This is a genomic window from Paracoccus aestuarii (genome assembly GCF_028553885.1).
GTDB lineage: Bacteria > Pseudomonadota > Alphaproteobacteria > Rhodobacterales > Rhodobacteraceae > Paracoccus > Paracoccus aestuarii.
In genome coordinates this window covers 1,023,912-1,046,078 of the sequence record NZ_CP067169.1, presented here as the reverse complement: position 1 = coordinate 1,046,078, position 22,167 = coordinate 1,023,912, and the positions used below count along the sequence as shown (strand labels likewise).

At 68.7% G+C, this 22,167-nt stretch carries 26 protein-coding genes and 2 tRNA genes; 5 read left to right on the top strand and 23 right to left on the bottom strand.

Annotated features, from left to right (window positions below):
- Window positions 1–111: 111 nt before the first annotated feature.
- The 11 genes from ggt to JHW48_RS05355 form a co-directional block, all read right to left on the bottom strand.
- Window positions 112–1,917, bottom strand: coding sequence for a gamma-glutamyltransferase (ggt, locus tag JHW48_RS05405; protein WP_119885319.1), 1,806 nt, complete (start codon window positions 1,915–1,917; stop codon window positions 112–114).
- Between the two features lie 61 nt (window positions 1,918–1,978).
- Complete coding sequence (locus JHW48_RS05400; protein WP_119885318.1) at window positions 1,979–2,500, bottom strand: DsbE family thiol:disulfide interchange protein; 522 nt, start codon at window positions 2,498–2,500, stop codon at window positions 1,979–1,981.
- 13 nt (window positions 2,501–2,513) lie between these two features.
- Complete coding sequence (ccmD, locus tag JHW48_RS05395; protein WP_119885317.1) at window positions 2,514–2,657, bottom strand: heme exporter protein CcmD; 144 nt, start codon at window positions 2,655–2,657, stop codon at window positions 2,514–2,516.
- On the bottom strand, window positions 2,654–3,379 hold the full coding sequence (gene ccmC / locus JHW48_RS05390) for a heme ABC transporter permease CcmC (RefSeq protein WP_119885316.1): 726 nt from the start codon (window positions 3,377–3,379) through the stop codon (window positions 2,654–2,656). The genes ccmD and ccmC overlap by 4 nt, the downstream gene beginning before the upstream one ends.
- A 52-nt stretch (window positions 3,380–3,431) precedes the next feature.
- Window positions 3,432–4,088, bottom strand: coding sequence for a heme exporter protein CcmB (gene ccmB / locus JHW48_RS05385; RefSeq protein ID WP_119885315.1), 657 nt, complete (start codon window positions 4,086–4,088; stop codon window positions 3,432–3,434).
- Window positions 4,085–4,717, bottom strand: a complete 633-nt coding sequence (ccmA, locus tag JHW48_RS05380; protein ID WP_119885314.1) for a heme ABC exporter ATP-binding protein CcmA — start codon at window positions 4,715–4,717, stop codon at window positions 4,085–4,087. Before ccmA ends, ccmB begins: the two co-directional genes overlap by 4 nt.
- Window positions 4,714–5,064, bottom strand: coding sequence for an Mth938-like domain-containing protein (locus JHW48_RS05375; RefSeq protein ID WP_119885313.1), 351 nt, complete (start codon window positions 5,062–5,064; stop codon window positions 4,714–4,716). Before JHW48_RS05375 ends, ccmA begins: the two co-directional genes overlap by 4 nt.
- Window positions 5,064–6,062 (bottom strand): protein translocase subunit SecF, encoded by a 999-nt coding sequence (gene secF / locus JHW48_RS05370; RefSeq protein WP_119885312.1) that lies wholly within the window; start codon window positions 6,060–6,062, stop codon window positions 5,064–5,066. The genes JHW48_RS05375 and secF overlap by 1 nt, the downstream gene beginning before the upstream one ends.
- A 1-nt stretch (window position 6,063) precedes the next feature.
- A complete protein-coding gene (secD, locus tag JHW48_RS05365) occupies window positions 6,064–7,728 on the bottom strand; it encodes a protein translocase subunit SecD (RefSeq protein ID WP_119885311.1) in 1,665 nt (554 codons plus the stop codon).
- An 18-nt stretch (window positions 7,729–7,746) separates the two neighbouring features.
- The gene (gene yajC, locus JHW48_RS05360; protein ID WP_119885310.1) at window positions 7,747–8,079 is read right to left on the bottom strand and encodes a preprotein translocase subunit YajC; all 333 of its coding nucleotides are present in this window, start codon (window positions 8,077–8,079) and stop codon (window positions 7,747–7,749) included.
- 160 nt (window positions 8,080–8,239) lie between these two features.
- Entirely contained in the window at window positions 8,240–9,400 is a 1,161-nt protein-coding gene (locus JHW48_RS05355) for a M20 aminoacylase family protein (protein ID WP_119885309.1), read from the bottom strand.
- A gap of 66 nt (window positions 9,401–9,466) precedes the next feature.
- Between JHW48_RS05355 and mazG the strand changes: the two genes are divergently transcribed.
- Window positions 9,467–10,276: a nucleoside triphosphate pyrophosphohydrolase gene (mazG, locus tag JHW48_RS05350; RefSeq protein WP_119885308.1), complete on the top strand. Its 810-nt coding sequence runs from the start codon at window positions 9,467–9,469 to the stop codon at window positions 10,274–10,276.
- Here mazG and dusA read toward each other — a convergent pair.
- Window positions 10,273–11,259, bottom strand: a complete 987-nt coding sequence (dusA, locus tag JHW48_RS05345; protein ID WP_272835799.1) for a tRNA dihydrouridine(20/20a) synthase DusA — start codon at window positions 11,257–11,259, stop codon at window positions 10,273–10,275. The two genes, mazG and dusA, sit on opposite strands and share 4 nt — an antisense overlap.
- Window positions 11,260–11,607: 348 nt before the next feature.
- Here dusA and JHW48_RS05340 point away from each other — a divergent pair, with 348 nt between their 5' ends.
- Window positions 11,608–11,814: a hypothetical protein gene (locus JHW48_RS05340; RefSeq protein WP_147388053.1), complete on the top strand. Its 207-nt coding sequence runs from the start codon at window positions 11,608–11,610 to the stop codon at window positions 11,812–11,814.
- 21 nt (window positions 11,815–11,835) lie between these two features.
- Here JHW48_RS05340 and JHW48_RS05335 read toward each other — a convergent pair.
- From JHW48_RS05335 to rlmB, 4 genes are all read right to left on the bottom strand, one after another.
- Window positions 11,836–11,911: transfer RNA gene (locus JHW48_RS05335), tRNA-Trp, on the bottom strand.
- 67 nt (window positions 11,912–11,978) lie between these two features.
- Window positions 11,979–12,410: a CoA-binding protein gene (locus tag JHW48_RS05330; RefSeq protein ID WP_119885305.1), complete on the bottom strand. Its 432-nt coding sequence runs from the start codon at window positions 12,408–12,410 to the stop codon at window positions 11,979–11,981.
- A gap of 199 nt (window positions 12,411–12,609) precedes the next feature.
- Window positions 12,610–13,017 carry a YHS domain-containing (seleno)protein gene (locus JHW48_RS05325; RefSeq protein ID WP_119885304.1) on the bottom strand — a complete coding sequence of 136 codons (408 nt, stop codon included), beginning with the start codon at window positions 13,015–13,017 and terminating at the stop codon, window positions 12,610–12,612.
- 92 nt (window positions 13,018–13,109) lie between these two features.
- Window positions 13,110–13,913, bottom strand: coding sequence for a 23S rRNA (guanosine(2251)-2'-O)-methyltransferase RlmB (rlmB, locus tag JHW48_RS05320; protein ID WP_119885303.1), 804 nt, complete (start codon window positions 13,911–13,913; stop codon window positions 13,110–13,112).
- A 122-nt stretch (window positions 13,914–14,035) separates the two neighbouring features.
- Between rlmB and JHW48_RS05315 the strand changes: the two genes are divergently transcribed.
- Window positions 14,036–14,119, top strand: a tRNA-Tyr gene (locus tag JHW48_RS05315).
- A gap of 146 nt (window positions 14,120–14,265) precedes the next feature.
- The gene (locus JHW48_RS05310; protein WP_336390900.1) at window positions 14,266–15,231 is read left to right on the top strand and encodes a hypothetical protein; all 966 of its coding nucleotides are present in this window, start codon (window positions 14,266–14,268) and stop codon (window positions 15,229–15,231) included.
- Here JHW48_RS05310 and JHW48_RS05305 read toward each other — a convergent pair.
- From JHW48_RS05305 to queF, 3 genes are all read right to left on the bottom strand, one after another.
- The gene (locus tag JHW48_RS05305; protein ID WP_240637717.1) at window positions 15,228–15,464 is read right to left on the bottom strand and encodes a DUF3253 domain-containing protein; all 237 of its coding nucleotides are present in this window, start codon (window positions 15,462–15,464) and stop codon (window positions 15,228–15,230) included. The two genes, JHW48_RS05310 and JHW48_RS05305, sit on opposite strands and share 4 nt — an antisense overlap.
- The gene (ileS, locus tag JHW48_RS05300; RefSeq protein WP_119885300.1) at window positions 15,461–18,367 is read right to left on the bottom strand and encodes an isoleucine--tRNA ligase; all 2,907 of its coding nucleotides are present in this window, start codon (window positions 18,365–18,367) and stop codon (window positions 15,461–15,463) included. The genes JHW48_RS05305 and ileS overlap by 4 nt, the downstream gene beginning before the upstream one ends.
- A gap of 143 nt (window positions 18,368–18,510) precedes the next feature.
- Window positions 18,511–18,972 carry a preQ(1) synthase gene (queF, locus tag JHW48_RS05295; protein WP_119885299.1) on the bottom strand — a complete coding sequence of 154 codons (462 nt, stop codon included), beginning with the start codon at window positions 18,970–18,972 and terminating at the stop codon, window positions 18,511–18,513.
- A 102-nt stretch (window positions 18,973–19,074) separates the two neighbouring features.
- Here queF and JHW48_RS05290 point away from each other — a divergent pair, with 102 nt between their 5' ends.
- Window positions 19,075–19,473 carry a group III truncated hemoglobin gene (locus JHW48_RS05290; RefSeq protein WP_119885298.1) on the top strand — a complete coding sequence of 133 codons (399 nt, stop codon included), beginning with the start codon at window positions 19,075–19,077 and terminating at the stop codon, window positions 19,471–19,473.
- Here JHW48_RS05290 and JHW48_RS05285 read toward each other — a convergent pair.
- The 4 genes from JHW48_RS05285 to ispH are packed head-to-tail and all read right to left on the bottom strand — an operon-like array spanning window position 19,470 to window position 22,160.
- Window positions 19,470–20,102: a trimeric intracellular cation channel family protein gene (locus JHW48_RS05285; RefSeq protein WP_119885297.1), complete on the bottom strand. Its 633-nt coding sequence runs from the start codon at window positions 20,100–20,102 to the stop codon at window positions 19,470–19,472. The genes JHW48_RS05290 and JHW48_RS05285 overlap by 4 nt on opposite strands.
- A complete protein-coding gene (rnhA, locus tag JHW48_RS05280) occupies window positions 20,099–20,548 on the bottom strand; it encodes a ribonuclease HI (protein ID WP_119885296.1) in 450 nt (149 codons plus the stop codon). Before rnhA ends, JHW48_RS05285 begins: the two co-directional genes overlap by 4 nt.
- Window positions 20,541–21,146 (bottom strand): glutathione S-transferase family protein, encoded by a 606-nt coding sequence (locus JHW48_RS05275; protein WP_119885295.1) that lies wholly within the window; start codon window positions 21,144–21,146, stop codon window positions 20,541–20,543. The genes rnhA and JHW48_RS05275 overlap by 8 nt, the downstream gene beginning before the upstream one ends.
- 57 nt (window positions 21,147–21,203) lie before the next feature.
- Entirely contained in the window at window positions 21,204–22,160 is a 957-nt protein-coding gene (gene ispH, locus JHW48_RS05270; RefSeq protein WP_119885294.1) for a 4-hydroxy-3-methylbut-2-enyl diphosphate reductase, read from the bottom strand.
- Between the last annotated feature and the right edge of the window lie 7 nt (window positions 22,161–22,167).

Sequence of the window (22,167 nt, the reverse complement as noted above, 5' to 3'; positions counted from 1 at the left end):
TTGGACAACGAAGAAGACCGGGCGCCCCGCGCTTGATTTCTCCGTTGTTTCAATACCCGCGGGGGGGCCTGCGCAGCAGGCGGGGGCGGCAGCCCCCTGCCCCGTTTCCCGTCAGCCGCCCAAGGCGATCCCTTCGCGCCGGGGGTCGGCGCCACCTTCCAGACCCTCCGGCGTCAGGACGATGCCCTGCAGGCCGGATGTCAGCGCGGTCTCGTTCAATTCGAACCCCGCGGCGGTCAGGCCCTCGGTTAGCACCTCGGGCAGGCCGGCCTCGATGTCCATCGGGCCGAAGCGGTTCACGATATTGGGCAGGTCGATGGCCTGCTGGACATCCATTCCCCAATCCAGATGCGCGATGACCGCCTTGGCGACATAGCCGATAATGCGGCTGCCGCCCGGCGATCCGATCACCATGACCGGCATGTCGTCCTGCAGCACGATGGTCGGCGCCATGGACGACCGCGGGCGCTTGCCCGGCGCGATGGCGTTGGCGATGGGCCAGCCGTCGGCGTCATGGGTCTCGAAGCTGAAATCGGTCAGCTCGTTGTTCAGCAGGAAACCGCCCGCCATCACGCGCGAGCCGAAGCCGTTCTCGATCGTCGTGGTCATCGACAGGGCGTTGCCGTCCCCGTCCACGATCGAGATATGGGTCGTCGAGGGCAGTTCCAGCGCGCTGTCCTGACCCCAGAGCATCGCATGGCTCCAGCCGGGCTGGCCGGGGGCGACCTCGGGCAGGCTGTCGTCGCCTGACAGCAGCGTGGCCCGTTCGTCCAGATAGGCGCGGTCGATCAGCCCCTCGGTGGGCATGGGCACGAAGTCGACATCGGCCATGTAGCGGCCGCGATCCGCGAAGGCCAGGCGCGAGGCGTCGCCGATCAGGCGCCAGGCCTCGGGGCTGTCGGCGCCCATGCCGGGCAGGTCATAGCCCTCCAGCATGCCCAGGATCTGGCCCAGGGTCAGGCCGCCGGACGAGGGCGGGCCCATCCCGCATACGTCATGGGCGCGGTATTCCACGCAGACCGCCGGGCGTTCCACCACGCGATAGGATTCCAGATCGCGCAGGCTCAGCAGGCCGGGATTGTCCTCGGCGCCGCGGACCGCCTCGACGATCTGCTGGGCGATGGGGCCGCGATAGAAGGCGTCGGCCCCCTCGGCCGCCAGCGCGCGCAGCGTCTCGGCATAGGCGGGGTTCTGCAGCGTGGCACCCTCGGCCACCGGCGCGCCATCGGGGAAGAAATACTCGGTCGTGGCGGGATAGCGGGCCAGCGCGTCGCCCTCGCCCGCGACCAGCGTGGCCAGGCGCGGCGAGACGGCAAAGCCGTCCTCGGCCAGGCGGATGCCGTCCTGGAAGAGGCCCGACCAGTTGGCGCGGCCCCATTTGCGGTGCGCGACCTCCATCAGGCGGGGCGTGCCGGGGGTGCCGACCGACCGACCGCCGACCACGGCATCCATGAAGCCCAGGGGCTGGCCTTCGTCATCCTGGAACAGCGTGGGCGTGGCGGCGAAGGGCGCGGTCTCGCGGCCATCCAGCGTGGTCACCTCGCCTGTTTCCGCGTCATACCAGACCAGGAAGGCGCCGCCGCCCAGGCCCGAGCTCTGCGGTTCAACCAGGCCCAGAACGACCTGGACCGCGACCATCGCATCGGCCGCGTTGCCGCCGGCCTCCAGCACGCGGGCGCCCGCCTCGACGGCCAGGGGATGGGCGGCCGAGACCATCCAGTCCGACCCCGTCACCGGGCGGCCATCGGCCTTGGCGGCCAGCGCGTCGCGGGCGGGTTCGGTCAGATCGCCGAACGCCTCGAGCTGGACCTGGTCGCCGGATTCGCCCTCTGGGGCGATCGCGTCGGCGGCCTGTTGGGCGAAGGCCCATGTAGTGCTGCCCATCAGCAATGCCAAAGCCAATCCTGTCCGGGTCATCGTCCTGCCTCCATGATTGCACATGATGCAGGATGACCCGGGACGGCGCGGCGCACAACCGTCAGTTATCGGCGGCCAAGGCCTCGTCCAGATGGGGGCGGAACCGCGCCAGGTAATCGGCGTCGATCAGCGGGCCCGCATGGCGGTGCAGGACGCGGCCCTCGCCGTCCAGGATGAAGGTCTCGGGCGGGGCGGTCACGCCCCAATCGATCGCGGTGCGGCCGCGCGGATCGGTGGCGATGGCGGCGAAGGGGTCGCCATCCTCGGCCAGGAAGGACAGCGCGTTCTGGTCGATGTCGCGCAGGTCCACGCCATAGACGGGCAGCTCATTGGCCAGCTCCATCAGGGTGGGATGTTCGACCCGGCAGGGCGGGCACCAGCTGGCCCAGAAATTGACCAGCTTGACGCCGGGCTGGCGCAGCATCTCGTCGGTCAGCTGGGTCTTGCCGGGCAGGGTCGTGTCGGGGATGGGCGGCGCCTCGCGCCCGATCATGGCCGAGGGCACGGCGCCCGGATCGTCGCGGTTCATGCCCCAGAGGAACATCCCGGCAAGCCCCGCGAACACCACGGGCGGCAACACCATCAGGGGCGGGATCCTAACCATTACGCTCGTACTCCTCCAGCGCGCGGCGGGCGCGGGCATTGGCGGCGACGGTGTGCCAGACCAGCCCCGCGATCAGCACCAAGCTGACCCCATAGGCGGCCAGGACCGTGGTGGCATAGCGTCCAAGATCGATCATGCGCGCATCTCCCTCGCTTGCAGGGCGGCCAGTCGGCGGCGGCGGATTTCGGTTCGGGTGCGGATCAAGAGCAGCGCCAGGAACAGCAGGAAGAAGCCCAGCATCGCCAGGTACAGCGGATAGCGATAGACATGGCTCATCCGTTCGCCCGACTGCACCGACAGGCTGGCCCCCTGATGCAGGCCCTGGTTCCAGAACAGCACCGCATAGCGCGACAGCAGCGCGAAGACCGACCCCACCAGGCACAGAACGCCCGTCAGGTCGGCGGCGCTGTCGGGATCCTCGACCGCCGACCACAGCGCCATATAGCCGATATAGAACAGAAACAGGATCAGGAAGGATGTCAGCCGCGGGTCCCATTCCCACCAGGTCCCCCACATAGGCTGACCCCAGATCGCGCCGGTGGCCAACGCGATCAGCGTCATCACCGCTCCGATGGGGGCCGCGGCCTTGGCGGCCAGCGCGCTGACATGGTGGCGGCGGATGATCCAGATCAGCGACGCGACCAGCATCATCACCCAGATGTTGATGGCCATCATCGCGGCAGGGACATGCAGAAAGACGATCTTGACCGTTGATCCCTGGCGGAAATCGTCGGGCGTCAGAAAGCCCCAGACCACCCCCACGACGCAGCAGATCGCAGCAGCGCCGACCAGCCAAGGCAGGGCCCCGTCGGTCACGCGCATGAACTTGGTCGGGTTTGCATATTCCCAGATCGACATATGTGCCTCTATCCCCCGTTTCGGCCCGCCCCTCAAGGGGCGGCGGGCCCGTTCACCGCAGATTGACCCGCAGGGCGGCGGCCGCGGCAAGGGGAATCAGCGCGACGACCCCCAAGGTGATCCCCGCCAGAAACAGCAGCGGCGTGGCGATGGGCGCGCCCTCGGCCCCGCGGCGGGTGATCTCGGCCCCGAAGATCAGCGTCGGGATGTAGAGCGGCAGGACCAGCAGCGACAGAAGCAGCCCGCCGCGCCGCAGCCCCACCGTGATCGCCGCGCCAAAGGCCCCCAGCATCGAGAGCGCCGGCGTGCCCAGGGCCAGGGACAGGACCAGCCAGGGCATCGCCTGGCCGGGCAGCTGCAACAGCAGGCCAAAGACCGGCGCGGCCAGGACCAGCGGCAGGCCGGTGGTGATCCAATGGGCCAGGGCCTTGATCGCCACGGCCCCCTCCAGCGGCAGGGGGGCGGTGGCCAGCAGGTCCAGGCTGCCATCCTCGTGATCCAGCGCGAAGATGCGGTCCAGCGACAGAAGGCAGGCCAGCAGCGCGCCGACCCACAGGATGCCGGGCGCGACCGGGGCCAGGGTGGCGCGGTCGGGCCCCACGCCGAAGGGCACCAGCGCGGACAGGATCAGGAAGAAGGCGACGCCCAGGCCAAAGCCCCCGCCCGCCCGCGTGGCCAGCCGCAGATCGCGGATGAGCAGGGCGATCACGCGAAGGCCTCGTTGAAGCCCGAGGGACGCGCAGAGCGCGTGCCGGGCCGGGCGCGGAACGGGGTCAGGTCCTGGACGCGGGCCTGCGGCAGGCCCAGGTCGATATGGGTGGCGATCAGCGCCGCCCCCCCTTGGGCCAGGTGATCGCCGATCACGCCTGCGAATCGTGCGACCGAGGCCGCGTCCAGCGACACGGTCGGCTCGTCCAGCACCCAGATCGGGCGACGCGCGACCAGCAGGCGGGCCAGGCCCAAGCGCCGCTTCTGCCCCGCCGACAGTGCGCCTGCGGGGCGGTGGGCCAAGGCCTGCAGATCCATCGCGGCCAAGGCCGCCGCCACATCGCCGCCGCCGAAGACGCGGGCCCAGAAATCCATGTTCTCGGCCACGGTCAGGGCGGATTTCAGCCCGTCGGCATGGGCGGCATAGGCCAGGCTGTCCTCCTCGATCACGATGCGGCCGGCGGCGGGGGGCTGGAGGCCCGCGATGCAGCGCAGCAGCGTCGTCTTGCCCAGACCGTTCGGCCCGCGCAGGATCAGCGCCTGTCCTGCATCGAGGGAAAAGCCGACCCCCTCGACCGTCCGCAGCCCGCCGCGCGACACGGCCAGGTCCTGGACGACCAGCAGCGTCACAGCGCGATCAGCGCACAGGCGACGCGGCGACCCTCGGACAGGGTGACGTTGTAGCTGCGCGCCGCGGTGGGGGTGGCCATGGGCTCGGCCGCGATCCCCAGATCGCGCAGGCGCTGCGCCAAGGGCGCGGGGATGGGCGCCATCTGCGCGCCCGTCCCGATGAAAAGGACATCGACCCGGCCCGAAAGCGCATCGAACGGGGCGGCGTCGTCCAACCCGCCCCAAGGCTGGCTGCCTTGGGCCTGGACCAGCACATGGCCGTGGACGACGTGGCCAGCGACCCGGAAGAATCCCGGGCCGTAGCCGTCCACCGCATGCGCGCCGCCGAATTCGGTGGGGGTCAGCATCAGACCTCCTCGGCGCCCTCGAAGGGCGAGACGTTCTTGCGCTTGGCCTTGGGATCCTTGGGGTCGGTGCCGCCCCAGTCCCGCCGCACGCCCAGCCACAGCACGAAGTTCTTGGCCACATAGACCGAGGAATAGGTGCCGATGAAGATGCCGAAGGTGATCGCGAAGACGAAACCGCGGATCACGTCGCCGCCCAAGACCAGCAGCGCGATCAGCGCCAGCAGCGTGGTGCCCGAGGTCATGACCGTCCGCGACAGGGTCTCGTTCACCGACAGGTTCATCACCTCGCGCAGGGCGCGTTTCTTGTACTTGATCAGGTTCTCGCGCAGGCGATCGAAGACCACGACCGTGTCGTTGATCGAATAGCCCACGATGGTCAGCAGCGCCGCGATGGTGGTCAGGTCGAACCGGATCTGGAACAGCGCGAAGATGCCCATGGTGATGATCACGTCATGGAACAGCGACACGATCGCCCCCACCGAGAACTGCCATTCGAACCGCAGCCAGATATAGATCGAGATCGCCACCAGCGAGGCCAGCACCGCATAGATCGCCGTCTGGATCAGTTCGGCCGAGACCTTGGGGCCGACCGATTCGACGGCAGGAAAGGTCATCTCCGGGTCGATCTGGCGCAGGGCGGTCTCGACCGCGGCGATGGTGTCGGGGGTGACGGCCTCGGTCCCGTCCTGGGCGCTGATGCGGACCATGGCCACGTTCTGGTCGGCGCGGAAGCCGGGGTCGAAGACCTCGGTGATGGCCACGTCGCCCAGGTCCAGGCCCGACAGCGCGCCGCGATAGGCCGCGACATCGACGGGCTGGGCGGATTCCGTGCGGATCGTCGTGCCGCCGCGGAAATCGATGCCGAAATTCAGGCCGTTGACGAACAGCACCACCAACGATGCCACGATCATCACCGCGGACAGGCCGAAGGTGACGGCCTGCCAGCGGAAGAAGTCGAAATTGGTCTGGTCGGGGATCAGTTTCAGACGAAAGGCCATGTCACACCTCGATCTTCTTGGGACGGGCGCGCTCGAACCACATCACGGTCAGCAGGCGCGTGACGAACAGCGCCGTGAAGACCGAGGTGACGATCCCGATGGTCAGCGTCACGGCAAAGCCCTTGACCGGGCCGGAACCCAGCACGAACAGGATCGCGGCGACGATCAGCGTGGTGATGTTGGCATCCACGATGGCCGACATCGCCTTCTCGTAGCCCAGCTCGATCGCACGGGCGGGGCCGCGGGCGGTGCGCAATTCCTCGCGGATGCGCTCGAAGACCAGGACGTTGGCATCGACCGCCATGCCGATGGTCAGTACGATCCCCGCGATGCCGGGCAGGGTCAGCGTGGCCCCGATCAGCGACAGGATCGCGAACAGCAGCACCATGTTCATCGCCAGCGCGACGGTGGCGAACAGGCCGAAACGGCCATAGGACAGGATCATCAGCGCGATCACTGCGACAAATCCCACGCTGGCCGCGACCTTGCCCGCATCGATGCTGTCCTGGCCCAGTTCGGGGCCGACGGTGCGTTCCTCCAGGAACTCCATCTCGGCGGGCAGGGCGCCGGCACGCAGCAGGATCGACAGCTGGTTGGCCTCGTCGAAATTCATCGAGCCCGAGATCTGGCCCGAGCCGGTGGTGATGGCCGAGCGGATCACCGGAGCCGAGATCACCTCGTTATCCAGCACGATGGCGAAGGGCTGGCCGATATTGGCCGAGGTATAGGCCCCAAAGGCGCGTGCGCCGGTGGGGTTGAAGCGGAAATTGACCGAGGGCTGGCCGTTCTCGTCGCTGCCGGGCATGGCGTCGACCAGGTCCTCGCCGGTGACGACGGGGCTGCCCTCCAGGATGTAGAACAGGCCCGGATTGTCGACCGAGGGCGCCAGGAACTGGCCCGCCCCGGGCTGGGTCGCGGGGTCCGAGGTATTGCCCAGGACCGGGTTGAAGGTCAGCTGGGCGGTGGTGCCGATCAGCTCCTTCAGTTCGGCGGCCGATCCGATGCCGGGGACCTGGATCAGAATGCGGTCCTCGCCCTGGCGCATGATGGTGGGTTCGCGGGTGCCGACCTCGTCGACGCGGCGGCGCACGATCTCCAGCGACTGCTGGATGGTGCGGTCGTCGGTCAGGGCCTTTTCGGCATCCGACAGCTGGATGGTCATCCGCGCCCCTTGGGCGCTGATGGCCAGCGATTGCTGGCCCGCGCCGGTCAGGGTGGTGATGGGGGTGGAAAAGCCGCGCGCGATCTCGGTCGCGCGGGCCATCTGGTCGGGATTGCCGATCTCGATCGTCAGCAGGCCGTCGGCGGCCTCGACCCGGCGGACGGCGCCCACCGTGTCGCGTTCGGCCGCCAGGGCGCGGCGCAGTTCCGGCCACAGCGCGTCCATGCGCGACTTGTAGACCTGTTCGACCTGCACCTCGCCCAGCAGATGGGCGCCGCCGCGCAGGTCCAGACCCAGATTGACCAGGTTCGAGGGCATCCATGACGGCCAGCCGTCCCGCGCCGCGACCAGTTCGGGCGTCTCGACGCCGGTGGCCTCGATCTGGGCCACGGCATCGTTATGCGCCTCGACGCGGCTGTAGAAGGCATTGGGCAGTGCATAGAGCAGCCCCAGAAGGCAGATCCCGAAGATCAGGACGCGCTTCCATCGGTCAATCTGAAGCATGGTGGCTTGAGCCCCTTATCAGCTGTTGGCGGCGACCGGCTCGGTCTTGTTGACGACCTGGGCCAGGGTCGAACGGACCAGGCGGACGCGCACGCCCTGCGAGATCTCGACTTCCAGTTCCTCGTCGCGGACGCTGGTGACGCGGCCCAGGATGCCGCCCTGGGTGACGACATGGTCGCCTTTCTTGACGGCGGCGACCATCTCGCGATGCGCCTTCAGGCGCTTCTGCTGGGGGCGGATCATCAGGAAATACATGATCGCGAAGATCAGGATCAGCGGGATGAACTGCGCGAAGGCAGCACCGGCACCGGCGCCGCCGGCGGCCTGGGCATAGGCGGGGGTCACGAACATCAGGGGTCCTTTCCATCAGGTGTCGCAAGGGGTCCGGTCCAGCCGCCCCCTGTCTGGATTGGCGCGCAACCTATCCGCGCCGCCCGCCCTTGGCAAGAAAGCGCCCGCGCGCCCCCGCGCAAGGCCGCCCTACGGCTTCGTGACCGCCCGTCAGGCGATGTCAGCGCGGCTGGCCCGTCTCGACCAGGCGGGCCAGAAAGCTGGCGCCGACCGGCGCCACCGCATCGTTGAAATCATAGCGCGGATTGTGCACCCCCGGCCCGTCCCCCTGCCCCAGAAACAGATAGCATCCCGGCCGCGCGTTCAGCATGTAGCTGAAATCCTCGGCCCCCATCTCGCGCCCGGCATCGGGGATGACGGCATGATCGCCCGCCACATCGCGCGCGACGCGCACGGCGAAACCGGTCTGCTCGGGGTCGTTGATCGTGGCGGGATAGCCCTCCTGATAATCCAGGCGGATCTGCACGTCATAGGCCTGGGCATGGCCGTCGCAGATCTGGGTCATGCGGCGGCGCACCATGTCGCGCACATGCGGCGCGAAGGTCCGCACCGTGCCGCAGATCCAGGCGGTGTCGGGGACGATGTTGTCGGCGCTGCCGGTGTGGATCTGGGTCACCGACAGGGCCAGGTCGTCGGCGGTGTGGTGGTTGCGGCTGCTGATGGTCTGGATGGCACCGACGACGCCCACCGCCGCCACGACCGGATCGGCGGTCAGATGCGGCATCGCGCCATGGCCGCCCCGGCCCGCCACATGGATCTCGAACGTGTCCACGGCGGCCATGATCGGGCCGGGCGTGGTCTGGAAGGTCCCCATCGCCTGGCCCGGATTGTTGTGCATGGCAAAGACGCGGGTGATGCCGAACCGCTCCATCATCCCGTCCTGCACCATGGCGTCGCCGCCGCCGCCATTCTCCTCGGCGGGCTGAAAGATCAGCGCGACGCGGCCCGCGAAATTGCGCGTCTCGGCCAGGTATTTCGCGGCGCCCAGCAGCATGGTCGTATGCCCGTCATGGCCGCAGGCATGCATCCGCCCCGGCACGGTCGAGGCATGGGGCAGGCCCGTCTCCTCGGTCATGGGCAGGGCGTCCATGTCGGCGCGCAGCCCCATCGTGGGGCCGGGCCCCTGCCCCTCGATGATCGCCACGATGCCGGTCTGGCCGATCCCCTCGTGGATCTCGTCCACGCCGAATTCGCGCAGCCTCTCGGCCACGAAGGCAGCCGTCCCGTGACAGTCGAAGCCCAGTTCGGGATGCTGGTGCAGGTGGCGGCGCCAGGCGGTCATCTGGTCGGCGTAATCGGCGATGCGGTTCAGGACGGGCATTGTGGACTTGGGCCTTCGGCTGTGGCAGTCGGAGGCTGCATCATCCGCCTGACGAAGGGAATTGCAATGGCCGACCCCCGCGACCCCTCAGCCGAGATCACGCGCCTGCTGGGCATCATGGCCGCCCTGCGCGACCCGCAGACGGGCTGTCCCTGGGATATCGAGCAGACCTTCGCCACCATCGCCCCCTACACGATCGAGGAGGCCCATGAGGTCGAGGACGCGATCCAGCGCGAGGCCTGGGACGAGTTGCCGGGCGAGCTGGGCGATCTGCTGCTGCAGGTGGTGTTCCAGGCCCAGATCGCGGCCGAGGCCGGGATGTTCGATTTCGCCGATTGCGCGGCGGCGATCAGCGACAAGCTGATCTTTCGCCACCCGCATGTCTTTGGCGACGAATCCCGCGACAAGTCCGCCGAACAGCAGGTCGCGGATTGGGAGGCGATCAAGGCCGTCGAACGCGCCGGCAAGGCCGAACGCGGTACATTGGACGGGGTGGCGATGGGCCTGCCCGCGCTGACGCGGGCGGTCAAGCTGCAGAACCGCGCGGCGCGGGTGGGCTTCGACTGGCCGGGTGCCGCGGATGTGCTGGAGAAGATCACCGAGGAGACGGCCGAGCTGGTCGAGGCCCGCGACAGCCTGGGTCCCGAGGCGCTGGAGGAGGAGTTCGGCGATCTGATCTTCGTGATGGCGAACCTGGCCCGGCATCTGAAGATCGACCCCGAGCTGGCGCTGCGCCGCGCCAATGCCAAGTTCACCCGCCGCTTTGGCGCGGTCGAGGCCGCGCTGGCAGCCGATGGCCGCCGCCCCGAGGACAGCGACCTGGCCGAGATGGACCGGCTGTGGGATGCTGCCAAGGCCGCCGAGCGGGCGGGCTAGGCGGCCTCGGTCACCTGGGCCAAGGCTGCGTCATAGACCTCGATCCCGCCCTTCGACGCGCCCTCGGACAAAGTGCGCTTCCAGCCCCGCGCGCCGGGCATGCCGTGAAACAGCCCCAACATGTGCCGCGTGACCTGATGCAGCCTGCCGCCCTGCGCGATATGGTCCAAAATCAGCGGCCGCATGGCGCGCGCCACATCGGCCGGGCCCTCGAAGGGCGGGCGGTCGCCCCAGATCGCGTCGGCCCCGCCCAGGATGTTCCACGGCTCGTGATAGGCGGCGCGGCCGATCATCGCACCATCCATCACCGCCAGCTGGTCGCGGGCCTGGTCCAGCGTCGCGATGCCGCCATTGACCGACAGGTGCAGGTCGGGAAACGCTGCTTTCATCGCATGGACCAGCGGGTAATCGAGGGGCGGGATCTCGCGGTTCTCCTTGGGGCTGAGGCCCTTCAGCCAGGCCTTGCGCGCATGGATGGTGACGCGCCGCACGCCCGCATCGCGCAGCATGGCCAGAAACCCCGGCAGGACCGCCGCCGAATCCTGGTCGTCCACGCCGATGCGGCATTTGACGGTGACGGGGACCGGGCTGACCGCCGCCATGGCCGTGACGCAATCGGCCACCAGGCCCGGCGTGGTCATCAGGATCGCCCCGAAGGCGCCGGACTGGACGCGATCACTGGGACAGCCGCAGTTCAGGTTCACCTCGTCATAGGGCCAGTCGGCGGCGATGCGCGTGGCCTCGCGCAGCTCGGCCGGGTCCGACCCACCCAGCTGCAGCGCCACCGGCCCCTCGGCCGCGTCGTGATCCAGAAGCCGCGCCCGGTCGCCATGGATGACCGCCGGGGCGGTGACCATTTCCGTATAGAGCAGCGCCCGGCGCGACATCAGCCGGTGAAAGCGGCGGCAGTTGCGGTCGGTCCAGTCCATCATCGGGGCGACGGACAGGCGGGCGGCGTCTCGGATCGGGTCGGTCTGGGTCACGGGGAAACCTCGGGCCTTCGGGTCAGCGGCCCCCATAGCGCATCCGGGGGCGGATTGACAAACCCGCAGCCCGGGCACGCGAGGCGAACGTTCGATGGACCATCTTTCCCCTCGCGGTCCGGCCCCCGCCCTGCGGGATCGCCGGAACCGACCCATGATCGAGCGCCCCTCGGGCCCGGCAGGAGGCATGGCGCGGATCGTATCGGCAATGAGCCATGACGGACGCGACCGCATCCGCTGCCCGGGCGCCTGCCCCGGTTCGCGGCGCCGCCGCCATCGGCGGGCCGCACGAACCTGCGCGAATCGGTTTTTTGCCAGGTGATGCGGGTGCGGAGTTTCTGGACGGCGATGCCAGTGTTCTTCGGGGTCATCGCAGCACCGGAAGACCTGCTGGCCGAGGCGATCATCCTGGCGGCCTGCACCGCCCCCATCGTGGACATCGGCGGTTACCGGCAGCCGGTCGGAGACGCTGCCCTCGCCATGATCATGAACCAGCTGGAGCGTGGACATCCAGTCCCCGCTGGCACACGCCACCCGGGGCATCTGCTGACATGACTGCAAATCGCGGAAGGGACCTGGCAGGGGCAGGGGGACTCGAACCCACGACCCTCGGTTTTGGAGACCGATGCTCTACCAACTGAGCTATACCCCTGAGGTCGGGGCCTGATTAGAACCGCCCCGGCCCGCCGTCAAGCAGATATCCGGCCCGCCGGGGGCGGTCACAGAAAGCGGGGAAACTCGATCTTGGGGCAGCGGTCCTGGATCACGGTGACGCCGCGGGCGCGGGCGCGGTCGGCGGCGCGGTCGTCCTGGACGCCCAGCTGGGTCCAGATGACCTGCAGATCGGGCAGATGGGCCAGCGCCTCTTCGACGATCTGCGCCACCGCGTCCGAGCGGCGGAAGACATCGACCATCTGCACCCCGGCATCCGACGGGATGTCGGCCAAGGCGGCATGGACGACCTCGTCCAGGATGACCTTGCCCGCATGGCCGGGATTGATGGGAATCACCCTGATCCCCTGCGCCTGCAGATAGCGCGCCACGCCCCAGCTGGGCCGCGATTCGTTCGGCGACAGGCCGACGATGGCGACAACCTTGGTCTCGCGGGCGATGCGCGCGATGTCGCGATCCTCGTCAGTCAGGATGTCCATGATCTCTCCTCCACGCTTGCGACCGCAGGTTGCGCGATCCTTGCAAAGAAAAGGCGCCCGGTCCAGAACGGCCGGGCGCAAGTCGCGGAACGAGGGACAGTGATCTGAACATGACCGTTCCGGGGTCATGTCCTGTGATGTAAATGGGCATCAGAACCGAAAGTTCCAGTGCGGTCGCGTTTTCGTGATTTCTCCGCGCCTATTGCCCGCGCCAGATGCGGCGCGCGGCATCGGTGATGCCCCCCGGATCGGCCCGCAGGCGCTGTTCGGCGGATCCCGACTGCAGCAGATAAAGGCGCCCGCCCACCATCGCGAAATGCCGCGGATCGCCGGCGCGCGGTGCGCCGTCCACGATCGAGACCGGGCACATCCCGTCCAGCGCGGGGGCAAAGCTGCGCGGGTCGGATTCGAACCGGGCGCGGTTCTCCTCCGAGGCGAAATGCCACAGCTGGCCCCGCCACATGGTCGAGATGTCGCTGCGCCCCGGCTGCGCCCGGCCGTCGCTGGCATAGGCCACGGGGTCGTATCCGCCCACCGCCCAGTCCTGCGCCAGGGCGGGCGCGACCGGGCCGAAGGCCAGCATCAGGGACAGGACAAGGCTTCGCATGGGGGACTCGGGGGCTGTTGCTTGGCTTCTACTTGACAGCCCGGGGCGCGAATCTCAACGCAGGTGGCATAATCGTCGCAGTGATGTGATATTCAGGCACGCCCCGCGGCATAGAGCGCGACCGCCGCCGCGTTCGATACGTTCAGCGACCCGAAATCCGCCGCGAAGGGAATCCGCGCCAGGTGATCGCAGCTTTTCTGCGTCAGCTCGCGCATGCCCGGCCCCTCGGCCCCCATCACCAGGCAGACCGCCCGCCCCGACAGCCCGTCCAGCACCTGCGGCAGTTCCGCATCACCCGTCCCGTCCAGCCCGACCAGCACGAAGCCCATGTTCTTCAGCTGGGCCAGCGCCTCGGCCAGGTTCGGCACGCGCAGATAGGGCTGGCGTTCCAGCGCGCCCGAAGCGGTCTTGGCCAAGGCCCCGGTCTCGGGGGCGGAATGGCGGGCCGGGGCGATCACGGCGCGGGCGCCGAAGACCTCGGCCGATCGCAGGATGGCGCCGACGTTATGCGGATCGGTCACCCGGTCCAGCGCGACCAGCAGCGGGCGCGTCTCGCCCGGGGCCTCGCGCAGGGCGACCTCGGACAGGCTGCCCCATTTCAGCGGCTTGACCTCCAGCGCGGCGCCCTGATGGACGCTGTCGGGGGCCAGGGGCACGGCCTTGTCGAAGACGCGGGGATCGGTGACCTCGGCCTCCATCCCGTGCAGATCGCCCAAGCGCGCCAGGGCGTTCTGGGTGACGACCAGGCGCTGCTTTTCCCGCGCGGGATTGGCCAGGGCGTCGCGCACCGCGTGCAGGCCGAACAGCCACACGGTTTCGGCCGCGGATGCGCGGCGGGCGCGTTCCTTGTCGATCACCCAGCTGGGCTTCTTGGGGTGACGGGGTTTTTCGGCCATCCGGGGCCTCCTTTCCTGCCCCCTCTCTCTGCGCGGCGGGGCGTCGTCGCGCAAGCCCCGGAAATCCGCTTGACGCCCCCCTGCGGGCCAGTTAATCACCCCGCACGCCGAAAGCGTTCGGCGGGCGACGTGCTGCAAGGTGCGGCAGCGGACTGTAACTCCGCCGGGGAGACCCACGCCTGGTTCGATTCCAGGGTCGCCCACCACTTCCCCCCGTTTCATCCGATGATTGCGTTGACCCGGGTCGGGAAAACCCGTGGTGGAAGAGCGCCGCCTACGCGGTTAGGCTGGCCCCGGATCAGGCCGCACGGGGGTCATCGTGGCGACGAAGCGAAAAGCGCAACCGAATCTGTTGATCGTCGCCCAGGCCGGACGCCTGCAATACGAGGCCGTGATCTTCATGGCCAGCCTGCGCGCCCATGCGCCCGATTGGGCGGGCCGCGTCACCATCGCCGAACCCGCCCCCGAGGGCGCATGGGCGGGCCATTCCACCGCCATCGCCGATGATTGCCGGGGCCTGCTGACGGATCTGGGCGCGCGGATCGAACCCTTCGTCGCGCGCGAATTCGGCGCGGCCTATCCCCAAGGCAACAAGATCGAGGCGCTGTCGCTGCTGCCCCCCGATCAGCCCTTCCTGTTCTTCGACACGGATACGCTGATCTGCGGGGCGCTGGACAAGGTCGGTTTCGATTACGCCCGCCCCGCCGCCTCGATGCAGCGCGAGGGGACATGGCCCAAGCCGCCGCTCTATGGTCCGGGCTATGCGGCGATCTGGCGGTCGATCTACGACCGCTTCGATGTGCCCTTCGACGACACGCTGGACCTGTCCCAGCCCGACGAGCATTGGGAACGCTATCTCTATTTCAACGCGGGCTGGTTCTTCGGGGCCGATCCGGCGGAATTCGGGCGCCGCTATCTGGCCTGGGCCAAGGCCCTGCGCGACGATCCGCATGACGAGCTGGCCTGCCAGGTCATGGACCCCTGGCTGGACCAGGTCGTGCTGCCGGTGGTGATTCGCAGCCTGGGCGGCGGGCGTCCGGGCCCCAGGCTGGCCGGGCTGGACGGCGACGTGACCTGCCATTACCGCAAGCTGCCGCTGCTCTATGCCCGCCATTCCGACCGCGCCGTCGACGCGCTGGAAACCGCCACCGCCCCCAAGGAGATCAAGCGCGTGCTGCGGGAATGGGAACCGGCGCGCAAGCTGATCTATCAGCAGAAGGGCCGCAGCAAGGTCCGCCCGATCCGCGACGAACGCCCCGGCGCGCCCGAGCGGGTGATCCGCAACCAGATCCGCGCCCGCGGCTGGTGGCTGGTCTAGACCCGCCCCAGGCGAATCGGTCCGCGCGGATCGGGGCCCGCCGGTCGGCCCTTCTGGGTGACGGCGATCCGCCCCTGCCCCGCCATTTCCAGCGCGACGCGCCGCAGGGGCGTCATCAGCGGGCGCCAATCCTCGGCCAGATCGCGGGCGACCTGGCTGGGGCAGAGGCTCGTCCCCGCCCGCAGCCCCGCGACCCGCGCGAGGATCGCCCCGCGCAGGTCGTCGTCATTCACCCCAGGACCGCGTCGCAGCGCGCGCAGGTGCCGGGATGGCTGTGCGTGCCGACATCGGGCAGGATCTTCCAGCAGCGCTGGCATTTCTGACCCTCGGCCGTCTCGAAGACGACGCCGATGCCGGGCGCCTCGGCCATGCGGAAGGCCTCGGACGGGACGGGATCGGCGGTCAGCACCAGATCCGAGGTGATGCAGATATCCGCGAAGGCCACCGATTTCAGCGCGGCCAGCATGCCCGCATCCTCGACATGAACGACCGGCGCGGCCTCCAGGCTGGCGCCGATGGTCTTGTCGGACCGCTTCACCTCCAGCGCGGCGGTGACGACGCGGCGGGCGCGGCGGACATGGTCCCATTTCGCGGCCAAGGGCTCGTTCAGCCAATCGGCGGGGGTCTGCGCGAAATCATGCAGATGCACGCTGTCATCCTCGGACGGGAAGCGCGACAGCCAGACATCCTCCATCGTGAAGGGCAGGATCGGCGCCAGCCAGGTCACCAGCCGGTGGAACAGCAGGTCCAGCACCGTCCGCGTCGCACGCCGCCGGTCGCTCTGCGCCGCGTCGCAATAGAGCGCGTCCTTCCGCACATCGAAATAGAAGGCCGACAGATCGACCGTGCAGAACTGGAACAGGGTCTGGAACACGCCCTGGAAATCAAACGCCGCATAGCCCTTGCGGACCTGGTGATCCAGCTGCGCCAGCCGGTGCAGCACCCATTGCTCCAGCTCGGGCATCCGGGCGGGCTCGACGCGCTCGGCCTCGTCCCAATCGGCCAGCGCCCCCAGCAGAAAGCGCAGCGTGTTGCGCAGCCGGCGATAGCTGTCGGCGGTGCCCTTCAGGATCTCGGGGCCAATGCGCTGGTCGGCGGTGTAATCCGCCTGCGCCACCCACAGGCGCAGGATATCGGCGCCGTATTGCTCGATCACCTTGGCGGGGACGATGGTGTTGCCAAGCGATTTGGACATCTTCATGCCCTTCTCGTCCAGCGTAAAGCCATGCGTGACCACGTTGCGATAGGGCGCGCGGCCCTTGGTGGCCGATGCCTGCAGCAGCGAGGACTGAAACCAGCCGCGATGCTGGTCGGTGCCCTCCAGATAGACATCGGCGATCCCGTCCGGCGCGCCATCCTCGCGGTCGCGCAGAACGAAGCTGTGGGTCGAGCCCGAATCGAACCACACGTCCAGCACGTCCATGACCTGGTCATAGGCCTCGGGGTCCGCGATCCCCTCCAGCATCCGCGCCTTGAAGCCCGCGCTGTACCAGACATCCGCGCCCTCGGCCTCGAATGCCTCGGCGATACGCTGATTCACACGCTCGTCGCGCAGCAGGAAGTCGTCATCGGTGGGCTTGGCGCCGCGACGCACGAAACAGGTCAGCGGCACGCCCCAGGCCCGCTGGCGCGACAGGACCCAATCGGGGCGGTTCTCGACCATGGAATGGATGCGGTTGCGCCCGGACTGGGGCCACCATCTCACCAGCTTGTCGATCGAGGTCAGCGCCCGCGTGCGGATCGTGTCGCCATGCTGGCCCATGCCGTCATCCAGCGGCTTGTCGATGGCCGCGAACCATTGCGGCGTGTTGCGATAGATCAGCGGTGCCTTGGAGCGCCAGCTGTGGGGATAGGAGTGCTTGATCTTGCCCTTGGCCAACAGCGCCTTGGCCCAGGCCAGCTGCTTGATGACGCTGACATTGGCGGGACCGTCCTTGCCATCGGGCGCCACGATCGCCTGACCGCCGAAGATCGGCAGATCCTGGCGATAGCTGCCATCCGGCTCGACATTGTAGGTCATGGGCAGCTTAAAGCGCAGCCCCAGCTGATAGTCGTCATCGCCATGGCTGGGCGCAGTATGGACAAAGCCCGTCCCAGCCTCGTCGGTGACATGATCGCCGGGCAGCATGGGGACGTCATAATCCCACTCGCCCGCGCCCTCCTCGACCCCGCGCAGGGGATGGGCCAGAACCAACCCGTCCAGATCGCCGGCGGTCACATCGGCCACCCGGCTGAAGCCCGTGACCTTGGCCTGCGCCATGACGCCCTCGGCCAGCGCATCGGCCAGCACCAGGCGCTCGCCCACCGCGGCGGTGGATCCCTCGGCCACGCCATCGACCTGATAGAGACCATAGGCGATCCCGGGATTGAACGCGACCGCGCGGTTCTGCGGGATGGTCCACGGAGTCGTGGTCCAGATCACCACCGTCGCGGATTTCTCCGTTGCAAAAATACCCGCTCCGCTGACCACCGCGAACCGCACCCAGATCGTGTGACTGGTATGGTCGTGATATTCGACCTCGGCCTCGGCCAGCGCGGTCTTCTCGACCGGCGACCACATCACGGGCTTGGACCCCTGATAGAGCGACCCGTTCATCACCAGCTTCATGAACTCGGCGGCGATCACGGCCTCAGCGTGATAGTCCATCGTCAGATAGGGCCGGTCCCAGGCCCCGGTCACGCCGAGGCGCTTGAACTCCTCGCGCTGGATGCCCACCCATTCATCGGCGAACCGGCGGCATTCCTGACGGAACTCGACCAGGTCGACCGCGTCCTTGTCGCGGCCCTCCTTGCGATACTTCTCCTCGATCTTCCACTCGATGGGCAGGCCGTGGCAATCCCAGCCAGGCACATAGCGCGCATCGAACCCCATCATCTGATGGGACCGCACCACGATGTCCTTGATCGTCTTGTTCAGCGCGTGGCCGATATGCAGATGCCCGTTCGCATAGGGCGGGCCGTCATGCAGCATGAAGGGGGTGCGCCCCGCCGCCGACGACCGCAGCCGGTCATAGACGCCGATGCGCGCCCACCGCTCCAGCCATTCGGGCTCGCGGGCGGGCAGACCCGCACGCATGGGGAAATCGGTGCGGGGCAGAAAGACGGTGTCGCGGTAATCGGGGGTCGCATCGCTCATGGGGCGGTCCTTTGTCGGTCGTTCGGGCACAGGCAAACCCGGCGGCGCGAAACCTCACGCCGCCGGGCTGCTAATTCGGATGCCGAACGCCCTGAAAATCATGGCCCCTCTATAGAAACTGGCCCGCCGCGCCGCAAGCCGCCTCAGCCGCGCCCGCGATAGGTCGGCACGCCCTGATCGGGCAGCCACAGGCCCGCAGGCGCGGCGCCCGTCTGCCAGAAGACATCGATCGGCATGCCGCCGCGGGGATACCAGTATCCGCCGATGCGCAGCCATTGCGGCTCCAGCAGGTCGGCGATACGGCGCCCGATGCCCACGGTGCAATCCTCGTGGAAAGCGCCGTGATTGCGGAACGCCCCCAGGAACAGCTTCAGCGATTTCGATTCGACCAGCCAGTCGCCGGGGACATAATCGATCACCAGATGCGCGAAATCGGGCTGGCCGGTCAGCGGGCAGAGGCTGGTGAATTCGGGCTGGGTGAAGCGCACGGCATAGGTCTGGCCGGGCTGGGGGTTCGGGACCCGCTCCAGCACGGCCTCGTCGGGATGCTGCGGCAGGGTGGTGGCGCTGCCCAGCTGGGTCAGCGCGTCGGTGTAATGGGCCATGGGTTGCTCCTGTTTTGTCCGGGTGGGCTGCGACCGGGTGCGTCCGCATAGCGCCGCGCGGCCCCCCTTGCAACCATCCCCCCGCCGGTCCATCTGCGCCGGATGGAGCCGCGTTTCGACATCACCGAACCCGAAATCGCCCGCACGGTCGCCGTCTTCTACGGCGCCGTGCGCCGGCACGAGGTGCTGGGCCCGATCTTCGCCGAGCATGTCGGCGACTGGCCCGCGCATGAGGCACGCATCACCGCCTTCTGGGCGGGCGCGATCCTGAACAAGGCGGGCTATAACGGCAGCCCGATGCGCGCGCATCTCTCGGCGGGCAATGTCCGCCCCGAACATTTCGAGATCTGGCTGGCGCTCTTCGACGAGGCCCTGCGCCGCACCCTGCCCCCTTGGTCCGCGCGGGCCTGGTCGCAGCTGGCGCATCGGATCGGCCAAGGGCTGCGCGGCGGGGTCCAGAACATGCAGCCGGGCCGCACAGGCCCGCCGGTCCCGCGCTAGCGCCGCGGCGGGCGCGGCCGATAAAGCGGCAGCGCCCAACCAAAGGCCAGGCTGCCCGCCCGCAGCACCCAGACCACGACCGCGCCCGCGATCAGCGCCTCGGCCCGGTTCAGCCCCAGCCAGACCAGCACCACCGCGGCCACGGCGCCGCCGAAGGCTGCGGTCAGATACAGCTCGCCCTGCTTGAAGACCAGCGGCACCTCGTTGCCCACCACATCGCGCATCAGCCCGCCGAAGGTGCCGGTGGCGATGCCCATGATGACCACGATGACCGGGGGCGATCCCATCTCCATCGCCACGCCCGCCCCTGCGGCCACCGCCACGGCCAAGGCCACGCTGTCCAGCCAGACCAGCCAGCGCTGGCGGCTCTCCAGCAGATGCGCGGTCCAGAACACGACCAGCGCAGCCCCCGCCGCCATCAGCACATAGGAGGGATTGGCGACCCAGAACACCGCCTCGCGGTTCAGGATCAGGTCGCGCAGCGTGCCGCCCCCGACCGCCGTCAGCGCCGCCATGAAGACGAAGCCCACCGGGTCCAGCTGCGCCCGGCTGGCCACCAGCGCCCCGGTCAGCGCAAAGATCAGCACCGATCCGTAATCCAGCACCGTGACCAAGGCGGCCAGCGTCATTTGAAGGGCGCCATCCCGGCGCGCGCCAGCTCATCGGCGCGCTCGTTCTCGGCATGGCCGGCATGGCCCTTGATCCAGCGCCACTCGACCTTATGCGCGGCCTGCGCGGCATCCAGCCGCTGCCACAGCTCGACATTCTTGACGGGCTTTCGGTCAGCGGTCTTCCAGCCGTTGCGCTTCCAGCCATGGATCCACTGGGTCACGCCGTTCTTGACGTAATTGCTGTCGGTCACGATCACGATCTGGCTGGGTCGCCTCAGCGCCTCCAGCGCGCTGATCGCGGCCATCAGCTCCATGCGGTTGTTGGTGGTCTGCGCCTCGCCGCCCTGCAGCTCACGCTGCTTTACGACGGTCGCGCCGTCCAGCGCGCGCATCAGCACGCCCCAGCCCCCGGGGCCGGGATTGCCGCTGCAGGCGCCATCGGTCCAGGCATAAAGATCAGTCATCCAGCCCCACATATCCCGGCAGACCGGCAACCCGGTCCAGCCATGCCCCGATCGCGGGGAAACGGTCCATCGCAAACCCGCCCCGGCATCCCGCCTTATGCGTATAGGCATAAAGACAGATGTCGGCCAGGCTCGGCCCCGCGCCCACCAGCCAGTCTCGCCCGTCCAGATGCGCCTCCATCACCCCCAGCAGGCGATGCCCCGCCTCCAGCAGCGCCGCCATCCGCTCGGGCGTGGCCTCGGCCGCTCGATGGGGATAGGTGACCAGCGCCGCCCGCACGGCGATCACGCCCTCATGCTGGTTCTGCTCCCAAAACATCCAGGCCATCATCCGCGCCCGCTCCAGCGGATCCGCGGGCCAGAACGGCCCGCCCTCGCCCAGCCAGCACAGGATCGCGTTCGATTCCGCCAGCATCACGCCCGGCTCGACCTCCAGCACCGGCGCCTTGCCGAAAGGCAGCCGCCCCTCGCGATGCGCGGCCTCCAAGGCCGGGCTGCCATATTCGACATCGACCCGCGGGCAGTCCCGCCCGGTCAGCGCCAGCAGCAGCCGCACCTTGTAGCTGTTGCCCGACGAAGGCATGGAATAGAGCCGCACCCCAGAACCTCTTCTTCGTTGTCCAAATACCCCGGGGGTCCGGGGGCTGGCCCCCGGTCAGGCGGTCTCGCGCAGGACCCGCGGCACCTTGAACTCGACCCGCTCGACCGCGGTCTCGACGATCTCGACGGTGACGGCATAGCGGTCATGGAAGGCGTCGATCACCTCGTTGATCAGCACCTCGGGCGCGCTGGCCCCCGCGGTCACGCCGATGCTGGCGATGCCGTCCAGCGCGCGCCAGTCGATCTCGGCCGCGCGCATGACCAGCTGGGCATAGCCACAGCCCGCGGCGCGCCCCACCTCGACCAGCCGCTTCGAGTTGCTGGAATTCTCGGCCCCGATCACCAGCAGCGCGTCGATATGGGGCGCGATCGCCTTGACCGCCGCCTGGCGGTTGGTGGTGGCATAGCAGATGTCTTCCTTGGCCGGGCCGATGATCGCAGGAAACCGCGCCTGCAGGGCCGCCACGACCGCGGCCGTGTCATCGACCGACAGGGTGGTCTGGGTGATGAAGGCCAGACGCTCGGGGTCGCGGACCGCGATCCGGGCGACATCGGCCGCATCCTCGACCAGGATCACCTCGCCCTCGGGCAGCTGGCCCATGGTGCCCAGAACCTCCGGGTGACCGGCATGGCCGATCATCACCATCTGCAGGCCCGCCGCGTGGTGCCGCTCGGCCTCGATATGGACCTTGCTGACCAGCGGGCAGGTCGCGTCGACATAGACCATCTCGCGCCGCCGCGCCTCGGCGGGGACGGCCTTGGGCACGCCATGGGCGGAAAAGATCACCGGACGGTCATCGGGACATTCGTCCAGCTCCTCGACAAAGACCGCCCCCTGGTCGCGCAGCTGGTCCACGACATATTTGTTGTGCACGATCTCGTGGCGGACATAGACGGGCGCGCCCCATTTCCGGATCGCCATCTCGACGATCTTGATGGCGCGATCCACGCCCGCGCAGAAACCGCGCGGCGCGGCGAGATACAGCTTCAGGGGCGGCTTTGCATGTTCCATGCCCCTC

What these genes read in the sequence shown, in the direction of transcription:
- JHW48_RS05400 (WP_119885318.1), bottom strand. Translation starts at nt 2,500, where the DNA reads ATGGTGTTGCCGCCCGTGGTGTTCGCGGGGCTTGCCGGGATGTTCCTC.
- ccmC (WP_119885316.1), bottom strand. Translation starts at nt 3,379, where the DNA reads ATGTCGATCTGGGAATATGCAAACCCGACCAAGTTCATGCGCGTGACC.
- rnhA (WP_119885296.1), bottom strand. Translation starts at nt 20,548, where the DNA reads ATGACTGATCTTTATGCCTGGACCGATGGCGCCTGCAGCGGCAATCCC.
- JHW48_RS05355 (WP_119885309.1), bottom strand. Translation starts at nt 9,400, where the DNA reads ATGCCCGTCCTGAACCGCATCGCCGATTACGCCGACCAGATGACCGCC.
- mazG (WP_119885308.1), top strand. Translation starts at nt 9,467, where the DNA reads ATGGCCGACCCCCGCGACCCCTCAGCCGAGATCACGCGCCTGCTGGGC.
- rlmB (WP_119885303.1), bottom strand. Translation starts at nt 13,913, where the DNA reads ATGGCCGAAAAACCCCGTCACCCCAAGAAGCCCAGCTGGGTGATCGAC.
- JHW48_RS05325 (WP_119885304.1), bottom strand. Translation starts at nt 13,017, where the DNA reads ATGCGAAGCCTTGTCCTGTCCCTGATGCTGGCCTTCGGCCCGGTCGCG.
- JHW48_RS05375 (WP_119885313.1), bottom strand. Translation starts at nt 5,064, where the DNA reads ATGCTGACCCCCACCGAATTCGGCGGCGCGCATGCGGTGGACGGCTAC.
- JHW48_RS05290 (WP_119885298.1), top strand. Translation starts at nt 19,075, where the DNA reads ATGGAGCCGCGTTTCGACATCACCGAACCCGAAATCGCCCGCACGGTC.
- JHW48_RS05285 (WP_119885297.1), bottom strand. Translation starts at nt 20,102, where the DNA reads ATGACGCTGGCCGCCTTGGTCACGGTGCTGGATTACGGATCGGTGCTG.
- secF (WP_119885312.1), bottom strand. Translation starts at nt 6,062, where the DNA reads ATGGCCTTTCGTCTGAAACTGATCCCCGACCAGACCAATTTCGACTTC.
- secD (WP_119885311.1), bottom strand. Translation starts at nt 7,728, where the DNA reads ATGCTTCAGATTGACCGATGGAAGCGCGTCCTGATCTTCGGGATCTGC.
- yajC (WP_119885310.1), bottom strand. Translation starts at nt 8,079, where the DNA reads ATGTTCGTGACCCCCGCCTATGCCCAGGCCGCCGGCGGCGCCGGTGCC.
- queF (WP_119885299.1), bottom strand. Translation starts at nt 18,972, where the DNA reads ATGGCCCATTACACCGACGCGCTGACCCAGCTGGGCAGCGCCACCACC.
- ispH (WP_119885294.1), bottom strand. Translation starts at nt 22,160, where the DNA reads ATGGAACATGCAAAGCCGCCCCTGAAGCTGTATCTCGCCGCGCCGCGC.
- ggt (WP_119885319.1), bottom strand. Translation starts at nt 1,917, where the DNA reads ATGACCCGGACAGGATTGGCTTTGGCATTGCTGATGGGCAGCACTACA.
- ccmD (WP_119885317.1), bottom strand. Translation starts at nt 2,657, where the DNA reads ATGATCGATCTTGGACGCTATGCCACCACGGTCCTGGCCGCCTATGGG.
- JHW48_RS05340 (WP_147388053.1), top strand. Translation starts at nt 11,608, where the DNA reads ATGCCAGTGTTCTTCGGGGTCATCGCAGCACCGGAAGACCTGCTGGCC.
- JHW48_RS05330 (WP_119885305.1), bottom strand. Translation starts at nt 12,410, where the DNA reads ATGGACATCCTGACTGACGAGGATCGCGACATCGCGCGCATCGCCCGC.
- ileS (WP_119885300.1), bottom strand. Translation starts at nt 18,367, where the DNA reads ATGAGCGATGCGACCCCCGATTACCGCGACACCGTCTTTCTGCCCCGC.